Here is a 13,698-nt window from a genome sequence, read left to right as displayed (position 1 = left end):
CAAAGTAGCCCTGCTTGCCGCGAAATTGACACGTTTTACCGAGAAAACGACATACACGGAAACACAGACCACTCTACATTCGAGCGCAGCTTGGGCGAAATGCCCTACCACCTACTCGTTTTATGTAAATTTACGGGGGCCTCAATGCTCAACGCTAAAAACATGCGTGACTCTGCCACTTGGCAAACGGACCTTGATACGCTGATGGCTCAGGTGAGCGACCACTACCTTGTGGACGAAGAAACCTACGTCAGCGAATTAATCACGTGGCTGGATACGGATCGCGACGATTTTTCCCGCATTGAAGCCAATACCGCAGCGCTCATCCACGATGTTCGTGAGATGGACACGGCGGTAGACACCATTGATGAGCTCCTACAGCAGTACAGCCTGGATACCCACGAAGGGCTAATGCTGATGTGTCTGGCTGAAGCGATGCTGCGTATTCCCGACAAAGCCACCGCTGATGCGCTGATTGAAGATAAGCTTGGCCCCGCTGACTGGCAATCTTATGCCGGCAAAAGTGAGTCGTGGATGGTAAACGCCTCCACATGGGGCCTGTTAATGACCGGCCGTGTCCTGAAGCTTGATCACCCTAAAGATGGCCAGCCTGCGACGTTTATTAACCGCATGGTTAATCGTATGGGTGAGCCTGTGATTCGTCGCGCGATGGTTGAAGCGATGAAAATCATGGGCAAGCAGTTCGTATTGGGCCGTGATATTAACGAAGCGTTAAAACGCTCCAAGCCGCTATTCAATAAAGGTTACACCTACTCCTACGACATGCTGGGTGAAGCCGCACGCACCCACGATGATGCCAAACGCTACTTTGACGACTACGCCCGCGCCATAGAGCAGGTGGGTAAAACGTCCCAGCACTTAAGTGATAAAACGCCCAAGCCTTCGGTATCGATCAAACTCTCAGCGCTGCATCCCCGCTATGAGTTTGGTCGTCGCGAACAGGTGCTGGCAGAGCTGGTTGATACACTTATCAAGCTGGTCACCAAAGCTCGCGAGCTGGATGTGGCAGTCACCATTGATGCCGAAGAAGTTGACCGTCTGGAGCTTTCGTTGGAAGTTTTCCGCGACGTTTACTCAAGCGATGCGGTCAAAGGCTGGGGACACTTTGGACTGGTCGTGCAGGCGTACTCCAAGCGCGCCCTGCCGGTCCTGCACTACATTAACCGCTTAGCGGATGAGCAAGGTGATGAAATTCCGCTGCGTTTAGTGAAAGGCGCTTACTGGGATAGCGAAATCAAGGAGTCTCAACAGCTGGGTGTCGACGGCTATCCCGTCTATACCCGCAAGGCGTGCACGGATGTTGCCTACCTGGCCTGTGCTCAGTTCCTGCTGTCAAACGACACCCTCGGGCGCATTTTCCCCCAGTTTGCGACCCATAACGCGCATACGGTTACGACTATTCTTGAATTAGCCAATCACGATAGTCGTCCGTTTGAGTTCCAGCGTTTGCACGGCATGGGCGAAGCCCTTTATGAAGCTGCCCTGAAGCGCGCTCCCCAAGGTACGTACTGCCGCATCTACGCGCCAGTCGGCGCGCACAAAGACCTGCTACCCTATCTGGTTCGCCGCTTGCTGGAAAACGGCGCGAATTCGTCGTTTGTTCACCAATTGGTCGACCCCGAAGTACCGGTGGAATGGCTTTGCCAGCACCCCATAGAGGCTCTGCGTAAGCAGACATCCTTAGCCAATACGCAGATTCCGCTACCCAAGGATATTTATGGGTCCAAGCGGCGCAACTCGCGAGGCGTCAACCTGAATATCCGCAGCCACTTCTATCCGTTAATGGATAAGATGGCCGTTTTTATGGATAAGCAGTACCCGGTCAAACCGCTGCTGGCGTTCGATGTGGCGGACGATGCTGCCAATACCCACAACGTGACCTGCCCCTTTGATCGCCGTCAAAGCGTAGGCAGCGTTCAGTGGACAACTAAAGAACAGGCCACCAAGGCGCTTGACGCTGCCTGGGATGCCTTCCCGCGCTGGGAAACCACGCCGGTTACCGAACGCGCTGCCGTGCTGCGCCGTTTGGCTGACCTGATGGAAGAGCACATGCCGGAGCTTATGACCCTTTGCTCACGCGAAGGCGGCAAGCTCTTAACAGACGGTGTGGACGAGATCAAAGAAGCCGTCGATTTCTGCCGCTATTACGCCATGCGCGCGGAAGACTCCTTCGGCGAGCCGATTGAGTTGCCTGGCCCGACCGGTGAATCCAACCAGCTAATCATGGGCGGTAAAGGCGTGTTTGCCGCGATCAGTCCGTGGAACTTCCCGGTGGCGATTTTCTGCGGGCAGATTGTTGCGGCGGCGGTTGCGGGCAATACCGTGCTGGCCAAGCCTGCCGAGCAAACGTCAATTGTCGCCCACCGGGTGATCGAGCTGCTTTATGAAGCGGGCTTGCCACGCGATGTGGTTCAGTTGCTGCCAGGCGATGGCCCGACCGTGGGCAGCGTGCTGACCTCTGACCCACGCATTACTGGCGTGGTATTTACCGGCGGCACCGACACGGCGCAGATCATCAACCGTGCCTTGGCTGCGCGTGAAAATGCGCCGCTGCCCACGCTGATTGCTGAAACCGGCGGCATGAACGCCATGATCGTCGACTCTACCGCGCTTCCCGAGCAGGTCGTGGTGGATGTTATCCAGTCTGCGTTCCAAAGCGCTGGTCAACGCTGCTCGGCATTGCGAGTTCTTTACCTGCAAGACGACGTTGCCGACCGCGTCATCACGATTTTAAAAGGCGCAATGAACGAGCTGCGTATCGGTGATCCGCGCGATTTGGGTACTGACGTTGGCCCGGTGATCGACGAGGAGGCGCGCAAGGGCCTGCTTGAGCATATCGAAAAACTTAAAGGGGAAGATCGCCTGGTCGCCGAAACGCCCATGTCAGCCGAGCACACCGAAAACGGTACCTTCGTGGCCCCCGTGGCCTTTACTATCGACAGTATCAATGCGTTAACCCGCGAACAATTCGGCCCTGTACTGCACATTGTGCGCTATAAGGCCAGCGAGCTTGACCAGGTGATCAGCGATATCAATAGCCGGGGTTACGGGCTAACGTTTGGTGTCCATAGCCGTAATGAATCCTTTGCTGCGGGCATTGCACAGAAAATTCGTGCGGGCAATGTGTACATTAATCGTAATATCATTGGGGCCGTAGTAGGCGTTCAACCCTTTGGTGGACAAGGGCTTTCAGGTACAGGCCCTAAAGCAGGCGGGCCGAATTACCTGCAGCGTTTTATCACTGAAAAGACAATTACTAACAATACGGCCGCTTTAGGCGGGAATGCGTCCTTGCTGGCGCTAGGCGATGAGTAAATAGCTCATCTAAATGGAAAACCTGAACTCCTCAAAAAGGATCTCTCATGGTTGAAAATAAAAGCGTAACGGCCTTTACATGCCCCCTCCACAGAAGGGGGGCATTAGGCACAGGGAATATGGCAAATAAACGCTTGAAACCTCTTTTTGACGGTACCTTCGCCAAATGTTTGCAGGTTACAGCGTGAACAAAAGGCTGGGTTAACAAGAAATAGGGTTAACAACAATAAGTCTGTGCTATTACCAAGCATGGCTCGGTAAGCGCACTCACCGGTCGGTGCTATCCGACTTGATAAACGGGAGAATTTCATGGCTATTGGCGTTTGGATCAGCCTTTTTGCTTACTTTGCGCTGATGATCGGCATCGGGCTTTATGCGATGCGCACATCGACATCCACCTCTGAAGATTACGTGCTAGGCGGCCGTACCTTAAGTCCTAAAGTAGCCGCTCTTTCAGCGGGTGCCTCAGACATGAGTGGCTGGCTGCTGCTGGGTTTACCTGGCGCGATGTTTGTATCGGGCCTGGGCTCTGCCTGGATCGGCATCGGTCTGTTCGTCGGGGCCTTCTTCAACTGGCTTCTGGTTGCACCCCGCCTGCGTGAACAGACCGTTCACTATGGCAATGCAATCACCATCCCCGCCTTTTTGGCTAACCGATTCCCGACCCGGGCAATGTCGCTGAAAACGGTCTCGGCGATAGTCATCGTCATCTTCTTCGCGGTCTACACCGCGTCAGGCTTGGTGGCTGGCGGTAAGCTATTCGAAAGTGCGTTTTCTGGCTTGGTGAATGTTGGTGGCCTAAGCGATTACGCAACCGGCATCATCATCACGCTGGGCGTGGTACTTGTCTACACCGTAGTGGGCGGCTTTTTGGCCGTGAGCCTGACGGACTTTGTACAAGGCTGCATTATGATGCTGGCGCTAATTATCATGCCCGCAGTGGTGCTGTTCGGCGAAGGCGGTGGGGGCTTCAGCCAAGCAACCCAGACCCTTAATGAAGTCGATCCAACGCTACTGTCGTGGACAGAGGGCTTGACCTTTATTGGCTGGCTCTCGGCGGTGACCTGGGGGCTGGGTTATTTCGGTCAGCCGCATATTATCGTGCGCTTTATGGCTATCCGGCATCTGAAAGATGTGCCTACCGCCCGTAATATTGGTATGGGTTGGATGGCTATTTCCCTGATTGGCGCCATCTCGCTCGGTATTTTTGGCCGGGCTTACGCTATTCGTAATGGCCTGGAAATTCAGGATCCCGAAACTATCTTTATTATCCTGGCAGAGCTTTTATTCCATCCGCTGGTGACCGGCTTCCTTTTTGCGGCCCTTCTGGCGGCAGTGATGAGTACTATTTCCAGCCAGCTTCTGGTGGCGTCTTCATCACTGACTGAGGATATCTACCGGCTGTTCCTGAACAAACAAGCATCGGAAAAGCAGACCGTTACCGTTGGCCGGATTTGTGTCGTGCTGGTAGGCCTGATAGCCGCCATTATCGCCTCTGATCCAGAGTCACAGGTACTTGGCCTGGTGAGTAACGCGTGGGCAGGTTTTGGTGCCGCTTTCGGTCCCTTAATCATTCTGTCACTCATGTGGCCACGCACCAACGGCGCGGGTGCCATTGCAGGCATGGTGGTAGGTGCTCTCACCGTTATTATCTGGATCGCCCTGGGTTGGAACGGCGAGTTTATGGGTGGCCCCGGCATCTATGAAATCATCCCCGGCTTCATCGCTTCTTTCATCGCCATTATGGTGGTAAGTAGCATGACCGCTGATGCCGGTGAATATCAGCGTATTGAGTCTTAACCGCAGTAGATCAATAGAGCGTTACTAGGGCCACCGCGAGGTGGCCTTTTCGTATTGCACAACGGTACTAACAAACGCGCAACTGATCGGTCACCGCCGTCGGTCATCGCTTTTGGATGCGTCACCAAAGGATTCTGACGCAACGCATACAAGGCGACGTACTACCAATTAATTCTCGGTAACCAGCTGGTCGACTTTCTCAAAAGCACGCACGACCAACCATTGGTCGCTGGGGCGTACTTTTTCCTGAATAAGATAGGCGGCCATTGCCGGGGCTACCTCGCATTTCGCAGGCATTGGCGCTTTCGCTTCGGCGAGCGCATTCAGCCGCGCCACGAATACAAAACGCACCCATTGGGGCAGCGACATCGTATCAATACAGAAGGGTTCCTGGCTTGCGAACGCCGTTACATCCGGCGTGGGGACGCGCCATAAATTGGCGGCCTTCATGGCGGCTTCAAGCTCAAGAAGCGCGGTTTGAAGCTGTTGATGGACGCTCATATACACCTTGGTCAAATCAGTTTGGTTAATGCCCATTATCCCAACTCTGTTCACGAGTTACCACTTTATCCCCCGCCAACTTGGGTTATTCACCGATTCACAGAAAACCTGCAAGAGGCTGTGGATAAACTATGGAAAGGTCTCGCTAACGCTACTCTCAAGAGGCTTGCAGGAAGTTGTTCATTTTTTGATCATCCGTATAAAAAAGCACCAATTTATCGACCGTTACGGCTGACACTGTGCAGCGGTCAAGGTAGAGTGCAGACTTGCAAAGCGGAAGGACATCATGCAACCGATTCAGACCATTGATGATTTTTTTACACGTAGTGGCGCCGAGGTTTCGCTCTATTATATGGGCCGACGCGTGAGTGCCTGCTCGCGTGAGACACTGAGTCGCTTTGAGCGTGGCCAATGTGCCTGGCCCGAGCCCTGGCAAGGTCAGGCACGCTTCGCGGCCATATTTCGGCTAGGCGACATGCCCGAACCGGCGATATGGTTTTTAGCGCTTCCTCTTGACGAGCAGGGGCTGCTCTCCCCCGCTCAGCGCGATGGATTTTTAAATCGCCTGATGGAAACCCTGGGGAAAAATGTTGCATACGTAGGCCAGAACGCTAAAGACGTGGATCATTTAATGACGGATAATCCGCTCGCCTTTACGCCTAACGTAACCTTCCAGGCAGTGCTCAACGCCTTCGCAACGCAAGAGCGTGAACTGCCCGCCAGCCAACATTTCGAGCCTGTTGAAGCCTACCTGACCGGCCAGCAAACCATTGACTGGCAAGCACTGGGGCTTCAAGGAATCGCCGATTTCACGGCACGCATGGATGATTCCCAAGCCAACACCCTGGCCCCCCGGCTCGCCACGCTACCCACTAGCGTTGTGCACTCACTCTGCTACTGTTTAGAGCATCAGCCTCTAGCGGCGTCGATAGTATTGGCGCTACGTGAAATAGGTGAAAAAGCGGCGAGTGAAGGCGATGTTGAAACGCTCTGCGCCTGTATTCGTGCGGTGGGTAGCACATGCCAACCAAGCGTAGGCGACTGGTATACAAGCTTGCTGGAAGACGCTCATGCGTGTGGACCCGATGTACTGGCTGCGATGGCTGGTCGCGGTTGGCTCTTACTGGAAGACGCGCATCGTTTACCGCTTTTCCTGAGCCGCTTGGCGGAGGATGAACGGACCAACTTTTCTGCGGTCGTGCGCGACCTTGCTTTAATACCGCGTTTACGGCTACCAATAATGGTAGCGTTACGAGATGCCCCTAACGGTTCGGCCATACAGCGACGTATGGCGGCCATGACATCAGCGGCTAGCCGTTAAATGGGCAGCGCTATTAACGAATTTCAAGGAGTCAGCCGTGAAGGAACTACCCTACCAGGCTAAAGCGGTTATTGGCCGCCGCGAGATGGTGACGTTGCCTGAGCTGGGGCTTCACCTATGCTGTAAGGCAGATACCGGGGCACGTACATCAGCACTGCATGCCGAGGAAATTGAAACACATGAAGATGAGCATGGGCAGCTATGGATTAGCTTTATCACCCATAGCGGTGGGCCAGAAACGCCCGCCCATCGCCTAAAAATGCATCTGCATGATAGACGCCGGGTGACCAGCTCAAATGGGCATAGTGAATGGCGATATGTTGTTCGTACGATGATGGAAATGGGTCAACTGAGCTTTCCTGTTGAATTGACATTGACAGATCGCAGCAATATGCGTCACGCCATGCTATTAGGGCGCCGCGCCATGCGCCGCCTGCTAGTGGCCCCGGGCGCTGCATTTTTACATGGCGAGCCTTAAATTAATGACGATTAGCCCTTTATTTGGCCCGGAGTCCTGAATGCATATCGCACTACTGTCACGTAATCGCAATTTGTACTCGACACGTCGCCTCATCGAGGCTGCTGAGCAGCGTGGGCACTCGGCCCGCGTTGTTGATACGTTGCGCTGCTACATGAGTATTGCATCTCACCACCCTTCTATTCACTACAAGGGGCAGGAAATTGAGCCGTTCGATGCTGTCATTCCGCGCATTGGCGCCTCAGTAACGTTCTATGGCTGTGCGGTACTGCGTCAGTTTGAAATGATGGGCACCTACGTTATTAATGACTCCGTTGCCATTACTCGTTCCCGTGACAAGCTGCGCTCGCTCCAGTTGCTTTCGCGCAAGGGACTTGGGCTGCCGATTACCGGCTTTGCCCATTCGCCGGATGATATTCCGGACCTGATTACCATGGTTAAAGGCGCCCCACTGGTCATCAAACTGCTGGAAGGCACGCAAGGCATCGGCGTTGTATTGGCTGAAACCAACCAGGCCGCTGAATCGGTGATTCAAGCGTTCATGGGCATGAAGGCCAACATCATGGTTCAGGAGTACATCAAGGAAGCTCGCGGCGCGGATATACGCTGCTTTGTTATTGGTGATAAAGTCGTCGCTTCCATGAAGCGTCAGGCAGCAGAAGGCGAGTTCCGTTCTAATTTACACCGGGGCGGCACGGCCAGTGTTATTCGGATTACGCCGGAAGAGCGCTCAACGGCCATTCGGGCAGCCAAAGCCATGGGCCTACGCGTTGCGGGGGTCGATCTTTTACGCTCTAACCACGGGCCGGTCATTATGGAAGTCAATTCCTCACCAGGCCTTCAGGGTATTGAGAACTCAACCGGTAAAGATATTGCAGGCTTGATCATTGAACATATTGAAAAAAATGCCTCTCCAAATCGTAAAGCGCCGCCCAAGCCTAAAGGTTAAGGGAAAAAACCAAAAATAATCCGTATGAGGGGTGGCAAATATTTGCTGCCCCCCCCACAATCTGCGTCACCGAAGGAGGTAGACGCTCATGTTTCTCGACAATCGCCAAGTGGCGATGGACAGTGTGTTAGAAGCGCTGGCCGACAGCATTGATTATTTCCAGGACAATATCGAACGCCTGCGCCCCTCGCTGCGTGATGCGCTGAAGCCGCACTATACAGCGCGCTTAAAGCAGATGCGCTCTCTCCAGGAACTTGCACGGGCACATTTAAAGATGCTGCCGCGAGATGCTGACGTTGAACGCGATGATTTTTTATGGCTATGGAGCCGTCTAAAAAGCTTTGTGGGCAACGATAGCCAGGTATTAATCAACGAGCTGTTAGAGCAAGAGCGAGTTTTGATGCAGGCACTATCTACCCTGTTTACCCATCCCCTACCCGACCCCATTGAGCCGGTGGTGGATGAGTGCATGCAGGGGTGCCGTAAGCTTATTCGCGAGCTTTATACGCTGCAAAAACGTAAAGCAAAGCGCTAAGCTCTATAAAACTTGTTCTGGTTCCAGCCTATCAAGCGTCGGCGCAGTGAATGGCACGACGTTTTGAAGCTCAATGGGTTCGGGTGGGCCCAGAAAGTAAGGCTGCCGATTCCATATATAGATATCGCCCAGCGTCGCAACTCGCGCCAACCATTCGCGCGCTCTCAAACGCCACTCATCGGCTGCAGGGTTCTCTTCTGCAACGCATCCCGTTACATCCAACCCAAGTGCGCGACCAATAAATATCGCGCGCGGCAAATGCCAGCTTTGGGTCACCAAAAGCGCCTGCTCAAGCTGAAAAACGTCGCGGGCTCGCGCCAGCGTATCGTAGGTACTAAACCCCGCAAAATCCATGGTGAGCTGCTCGGCAGGTACGCCTCGTCGATGCAAATCACGCCACATGGCACGCGGCTCGTTATATGCTTGGGTACGATTATCCCCCGACAGCAACAAATGAGACACGCGCTGCTCATTGGCAAGCAGGGCTGACGTACGCATGCGGGCATGAAAATGCGGGTTACGTAGACCACTGCGAGTCCAGTGGGAGGTGCCAAATACAATCCCTACATCCGCAGGGCGACACTCAAGCACTTGGCTTTCGATGTAGCGTGCCGTGCTACCTACTACCCATAAATTACCGCCTACAAATAGCAATGCCGCCAGCAGCAATAAAGCTCCTAGCGACATTAGCAGGCGTTTGATCCACCTTAGCAAGACGCTGTGCATCCGGCTATCCTGAGGCGCTTAGAACATGCCAAGCTCAAGTTTCGCCTCGTCGCTCATCATGTCACGGTTCCAGGAAGGGCTGAACACAATCTCGGTATGGACCTTGCTAATCTGGGGCGCTCCGAGAATTTTATTACGTGCATCTGCCGCAATGACATCCCCCATCCCACAGCCAGGAGCGGTCAGCGTCATGCGGATCGTCACGACCTGTTCGCCCGTAATCAGCCGCTCAATACGGCACCCATACACCAGCCCGAGATCCACGATATTAACCGGGATTTCCGGATCAAAGCAGGTCCGTAGTTGGCCCCATACAAACTGCTCTATTTCTTCCTCGCTGGCATTTTCGTGCAGTGTCGGGCGCGGTAACGCCTCAAGCCCCAAGGCATCTAAATTGCGCCCCTCTATGAGATAGAGGCGCCCTTCAAAGCCAACACTGACCGAGCTGCCCTTGGCTTGCATCACGCTAACAACGCTATCTTCCGCCAGGATATCCGTTTTCCCAAAGGGAATCGCAATAGCTTCCACGTCACGCTGAAGTGGCAATTTCTGGCCCCGCTCAAGGCTCGCGATTTGCTCGATGTCCATAGCTTTCTCGTTACTCATAGATTGCCTTAACGCACCATGCCAATAACGCGATTGAGAGCGGCAATAAACACCTCCACTTCTTCGAGGGTATTATACGCCGCAAACGATGCTCGGCACGTAGCATCCACGCCAAAGTGTTGAAGCAGCGGCTGCGCACAGTGATTACCGGTACGTATGGCGACGCCTAACTGATCGATCAACAGACCAATATCCTGGGAGTGTGCACCGTCAACGACAAACGATAGCACCCCGGCCTTGTGCGGCGCGGTTCCCACAATCCGCAATCCATCAATGCGCTTTACGCCTTGAGTGGCATGTTCAAGCAACACCCCTTCCCACTCTCCAATCGCCGCGACGCCAACACCTTCGACCCACTCAAGTGCGCGGCCCAAGGCAATGACTTCAGCAATGGCGGGGGTGCCTGCCTCAAACTTATGCGGAATATCTGCAAAGGTAGTGCCAACGTCAAAGGAGACCGTCTTGATCATCTCACCACCGCCTTGCCAGGGCGGCATGGATTCAAGCAGTGCCTGCTTACCGTAAAGTACGCCGACGCCTGTTGGCCCGTAAACCTTGTGGCCAGAGAAGGCGTAAAAATCGGCATCAATCGCTTGTACATCCACTTCCTGATGAGGTGCCGCCTGCGCGCCGTCAATTAGAATGACCGCACCATGCTGGTGGGCAAGTGCCGCCATCTCTTTTACCGGATTAATGGTTCCCAGTGCGTTAGACACATGGTTCACGGCGACCAATTTAGTGCGCTCGCTTAACAGCGCACGGTAAGCCGCCATATCCAGTGCCCCCGCTTCATCCACCGGAATCACTTTAATGGTAAAACCACGCTCAGCCGCCAATAGCTGCCACGGTACAATATTGGAGTGATGCTCAAGCAGTGAGATCAATACTTCATCACCTGCTGCCAGGTGGGTACGACCCCATGATTGAGCCACCAGATTAATGGCTTCCGACGTGCCACGCGTGAAGATAATCTGGCGCGCCTCTTCAGCATTGAGAAACGCTTTAACACGCTGGCGTGTGTTTTCATACGCCACCGTCGCCTCATCGGCCAGCGTATGCAGGCCACGGTGAATATTCGCGTTATAGCGCGAGTAGTAATCGCTAAACACGTCTATTACCTGCTGAGGCGTCTGGCTGGTGGCAGCGTTATCCAAATAGACCAGCGGCTTACCATGCACTTCCCGACGAAGGATCGGGAAGTCATTGCGTAGTGCCAGAACGTCAAAAGGTGCCTGGCCATTCGCTGTCGCTTTCTCAAGTACCGTAGACGACATTCATCACTCCTTAGTAGGCCGTAGAACTTAGTCGTTGAGCGCGACGGCCGTTTCTACCAGGCCAGCCAGGTTAAAGCGTTCCGGCAATTTACCGGCAACCGCAAGCTCTACGCGCTCAGCGACTTCATCCAGCATCACTTTATCCAGCACTTCACCGGCAAAGGCCAGGGTCAACAGCCCCCGCGCCGTCGCCTCATCGATACCACGCGTACGCAGCGCGTAAATAGCCTCTTCATCTAGCTGACCGGTCGTGGTGCCGTGAGAGCACTTCACATCGTCGGCATAAATTTCAAGTTCAGGCTTGGCATCAATCTGGGCGCGGTCAGACAGCAGCAGGTTCTGGTTGCTCTGAAAGCCTTCGATCTTCTGGCTATCGCGCTTAACGTACACCTTGCCGTTAAACACGCCATGCGCACGGTCATCCAGGATGCCTTTGTAGTTCTCATTGGAGAACGTCAAGGGCGCGTTATGATTGACCTTGGTGTGGTTGTCCACGTGTTGACGACCCTGACCGAAGAACAGGCCAAAGAAGTTGGTTTCGGCCCCCTGACCATTAAGGTCACTGATCAGGTCGTTACGCACCAGCGCACCACCTAGATTCAGGTTATACGAGGTGTAACGGCTATCGCGCCCCTGCTCAACATGCATGCTGGCAATATGCATGTCGTTAAGCGGTGCTTCCTGAAGCTTGTAGTGGTTCAGGATAGCGCCGCGGTCCAACATAAATTCGCCCACAATGTTGGTGAAGTTGGCTGCGTCCTGATCGCCACAATAGTGCTCAATCAACGTGGCTTCACTGCGACCACCCGCCTCAACCAGAATACGTGGATGGCTCATCACCGGCGCACTGCTCGCCTTGGAGAGAAACTGCAGCACGATAGGCTTATCGACCACCGTACCCGGCGCGATACGCACCACAGCGCCCTCTTCCATAAACGCGGTATTCAAGGCTGCGAAGGGAGAGAAATCCACGCCTGTTAAGCGGCCAAGTGGGCCACCCACCGCTTCGTGATTTTCAGCAAGCGCTTTTGACAGTGGCATAACATGAACGCTCTGGGGCAGTGCGTCGATATCCGACAGCGCTGGGGCGTAAACACCATCAACAAACGTTAACCGATAAGCCGCGAGAGGTAGCGTTAATGCTGCTGCCTGAGCGGGTGAGTAGTCGCCATTATCGGCCAGTGTAAAGTTACCCTGAGCGATGGTGCGAACATCGGTATATTTCCACTCTTCGTCACGGCGCGTGGGAAAGCCCAGCGCTTCAAAGCGAGCAGCGCCCGCTTGGCGACGCGCGGCAATCCACGACGGCTCCGTTTCGCGCTGCTGGCTACGCGCTTTTAGCGTGTCCAGAAAGGTTTGCGTATCGCTCATGCCACAGACTCCTCAATACCTTCGTATCCGTTAGCCTCTAGCTCTTTGGCAAGCTCGGCATCACCGGTTTTAACAATACGGCCGTCAACCAGGACGTGGACTTTATCAGGAACGATATAGTCAAGCAGGCGCTGATAGTGGGTTACCAACAGAATCGCGCGCTCTTCGGCACGCAGGCTGTTAACACCGTCGGCGACCACTTTCATGGCGTCGATATCAAGGCCGGAGTCGATCTCATCCAGCATGGCGAGTTTAGGCTGGAGAACCAGCATTTGGAGAATTTCGTTGCGCTTTTTCTCGCCGCCAGAGAAGCCTTCGTTAACCGCGCGCTGCAGGAAGCTGGCGTCCATTTTCATAGAGCCAAGCTTCTCTTTTACCAGCTTCATAAACTCAGGCGCTGGCATATCTTCTTCACCGCGCGCCTTGCGCTGGGCATTCAGCGCTGACTTCAACAGGTAAATATTCTTTACCCCCGGGATCTCAACCGGGTACTGGAAACCCAACAGCAGGCCTGCCTGGGCGCGCTCTTCAATTTCCATCTCAAGTACGTCTTTACCTTCAAAGGTGATGCTGCCTTGGGTGACTTCATAGCCATCTTTACCTGCAATCACCGCTGACAGGGTTGATTTACCCGCGCCGTTAGGCCCCATGATGGCGTGTACTTCACCGGCGTTGATGGTCAAGGTAAGCCCTTTAAGGATCTGCTTGTCTTCAACGGTGACGTGTAAATCAGTTACTTGCAACATAGTCATAAACCTTCTAATTCTGGCGAGTCGCTGGCGCGACGCGTATCAAAGTAAT

At 54.1% G+C, this 13,698-nt stretch carries 12 protein-coding genes; 6 read left to right on the top strand and 6 right to left on the bottom strand.

Annotation, left to right across the window (positions count from 1 at the left end):
- Window positions 1-144: 144 nt before the first annotated feature.
- Entirely contained in the window at window positions 145-3,336 is a 3,192-nt protein-coding gene (gene putA / locus ACT3TC_RS14080; RefSeq protein WP_444640429.1) for a bifunctional proline dehydrogenase/L-glutamate gamma-semialdehyde dehydrogenase PutA, read from the top strand.
- A gap of 309 nt (window positions 3,337-3,645) precedes the next feature.
- A complete protein-coding gene (putP, locus tag ACT3TC_RS14075; RefSeq protein ID WP_193055123.1) occupies window positions 3,646-5,136 on the top strand; it encodes a sodium/proline symporter PutP in 1,491 nt (496 codons plus the stop codon).
- A 168-nt stretch (window positions 5,137-5,304) separates the two neighbouring features.
- Here the strand turns inward: putP and ACT3TC_RS14070 are convergent, their stop codons facing one another.
- Window positions 5,305-5,637 carry a YqcC family protein gene (locus tag ACT3TC_RS14070; RefSeq protein ID WP_172118353.1) on the bottom strand — a complete coding sequence of 111 codons (333 nt, stop codon included), beginning with the start codon at window positions 5,635-5,637 and terminating at the stop codon, window positions 5,305-5,307.
- Window positions 5,638-5,923: 286 nt separating this feature from the next.
- Between ACT3TC_RS14070 and ACT3TC_RS14065 the strand changes: the two genes are divergently transcribed.
- The 4 genes from ACT3TC_RS14065 to ACT3TC_RS14050 all read left to right on the top strand — a co-directional run bounded on the left by ACT3TC_RS14065 (window position 5,924) and on the right by ACT3TC_RS14050 (window position 8,920).
- Window positions 5,924-6,958: a DUF3549 family protein gene (locus tag ACT3TC_RS14065; protein WP_444640428.1), complete on the top strand. Its 1,035-nt coding sequence runs from the start codon at window positions 5,924-5,926 to the stop codon at window positions 6,956-6,958.
- Window positions 6,959-6,995: 37 nt separating this feature from the next.
- On the top strand, window positions 6,996-7,436 hold the full coding sequence (locus ACT3TC_RS14060; RefSeq protein ID WP_444622487.1) for an ATP-dependent zinc protease family protein: 441 nt from the start codon (window positions 6,996-6,998) through the stop codon (window positions 7,434-7,436).
- A gap of 40 nt (window positions 7,437-7,476) precedes the next feature.
- Window positions 7,477-8,385 (top strand): 30S ribosomal protein S6--L-glutamate ligase, encoded by a 909-nt coding sequence (gene rimK, locus ACT3TC_RS14055; protein ID WP_087111618.1) that lies wholly within the window; start codon window positions 7,477-7,479, stop codon window positions 8,383-8,385.
- Window positions 8,386-8,473: 88 nt separating this feature from the next.
- The gene (locus ACT3TC_RS14050; RefSeq protein ID WP_172118319.1) at window positions 8,474-8,920 is read left to right on the top strand and encodes a hypothetical protein; all 447 of its coding nucleotides are present in this window, start codon (window positions 8,474-8,476) and stop codon (window positions 8,918-8,920) included.
- A 3-nt stretch (window positions 8,921-8,923) separates the two neighbouring features.
- On the opposite strand, the gene ACT3TC_RS14045 is transcribed toward ACT3TC_RS14050, so the two are convergent.
- Genes ACT3TC_RS14045 through sufC form a run of 5 tightly spaced genes read right to left on the bottom strand, consistent with a single transcriptional unit; the run spans window position 8,924 to window position 13,643 of the window.
- Window positions 8,924-9,646, bottom strand: coding sequence for a SanA/YdcF family protein (locus ACT3TC_RS14045; protein WP_193055125.1), 723 nt, complete (start codon window positions 9,644-9,646; stop codon window positions 8,924-8,926).
- A gap of 18 nt (window positions 9,647-9,664) precedes the next feature.
- Window positions 9,665-10,234: a putative Fe-S cluster assembly protein SufT gene (sufT, locus tag ACT3TC_RS14040; RefSeq protein ID WP_444640427.1), complete on the bottom strand. Its 570-nt coding sequence runs from the start codon at window positions 10,232-10,234 to the stop codon at window positions 9,665-9,667.
- A 26-nt stretch (window positions 10,235-10,260) separates the two neighbouring features.
- A complete protein-coding gene (locus tag ACT3TC_RS14035) occupies window positions 10,261-11,526 on the bottom strand; it encodes a cysteine desulfurase (protein WP_172118321.1) in 1,266 nt (421 codons plus the stop codon).
- A 27-nt stretch (window positions 11,527-11,553) separates the two neighbouring features.
- Window positions 11,554-12,897 carry a Fe-S cluster assembly protein SufD gene (gene sufD / locus ACT3TC_RS14030; RefSeq protein WP_444640426.1) on the bottom strand — a complete coding sequence of 448 codons (1,344 nt, stop codon included), beginning with the start codon at window positions 12,895-12,897 and terminating at the stop codon, window positions 11,554-11,556.
- Complete coding sequence (gene sufC, locus ACT3TC_RS14025) at window positions 12,894-13,643, bottom strand: Fe-S cluster assembly ATPase SufC (protein WP_172118323.1); 750 nt, start codon at window positions 13,641-13,643, stop codon at window positions 12,894-12,896. Before sufC ends, sufD begins: the two co-directional genes overlap by 4 nt.
- Window positions 13,644-13,698 lie beyond the last annotated feature (55 nt).

Origin of the sequence: Halomonas sp. AOP27-A1-41 (assembly GCF_052378605.1) — a bacterium.
GTDB lineage: Bacteria > Pseudomonadota > Gammaproteobacteria > Pseudomonadales > Halomonadaceae > Vreelandella > Vreelandella citrativorans.
The sequence above is the reverse complement of the archived record's forward strand: the minus strand, read 5'-3'. Positions and strand labels throughout refer to the sequence as shown.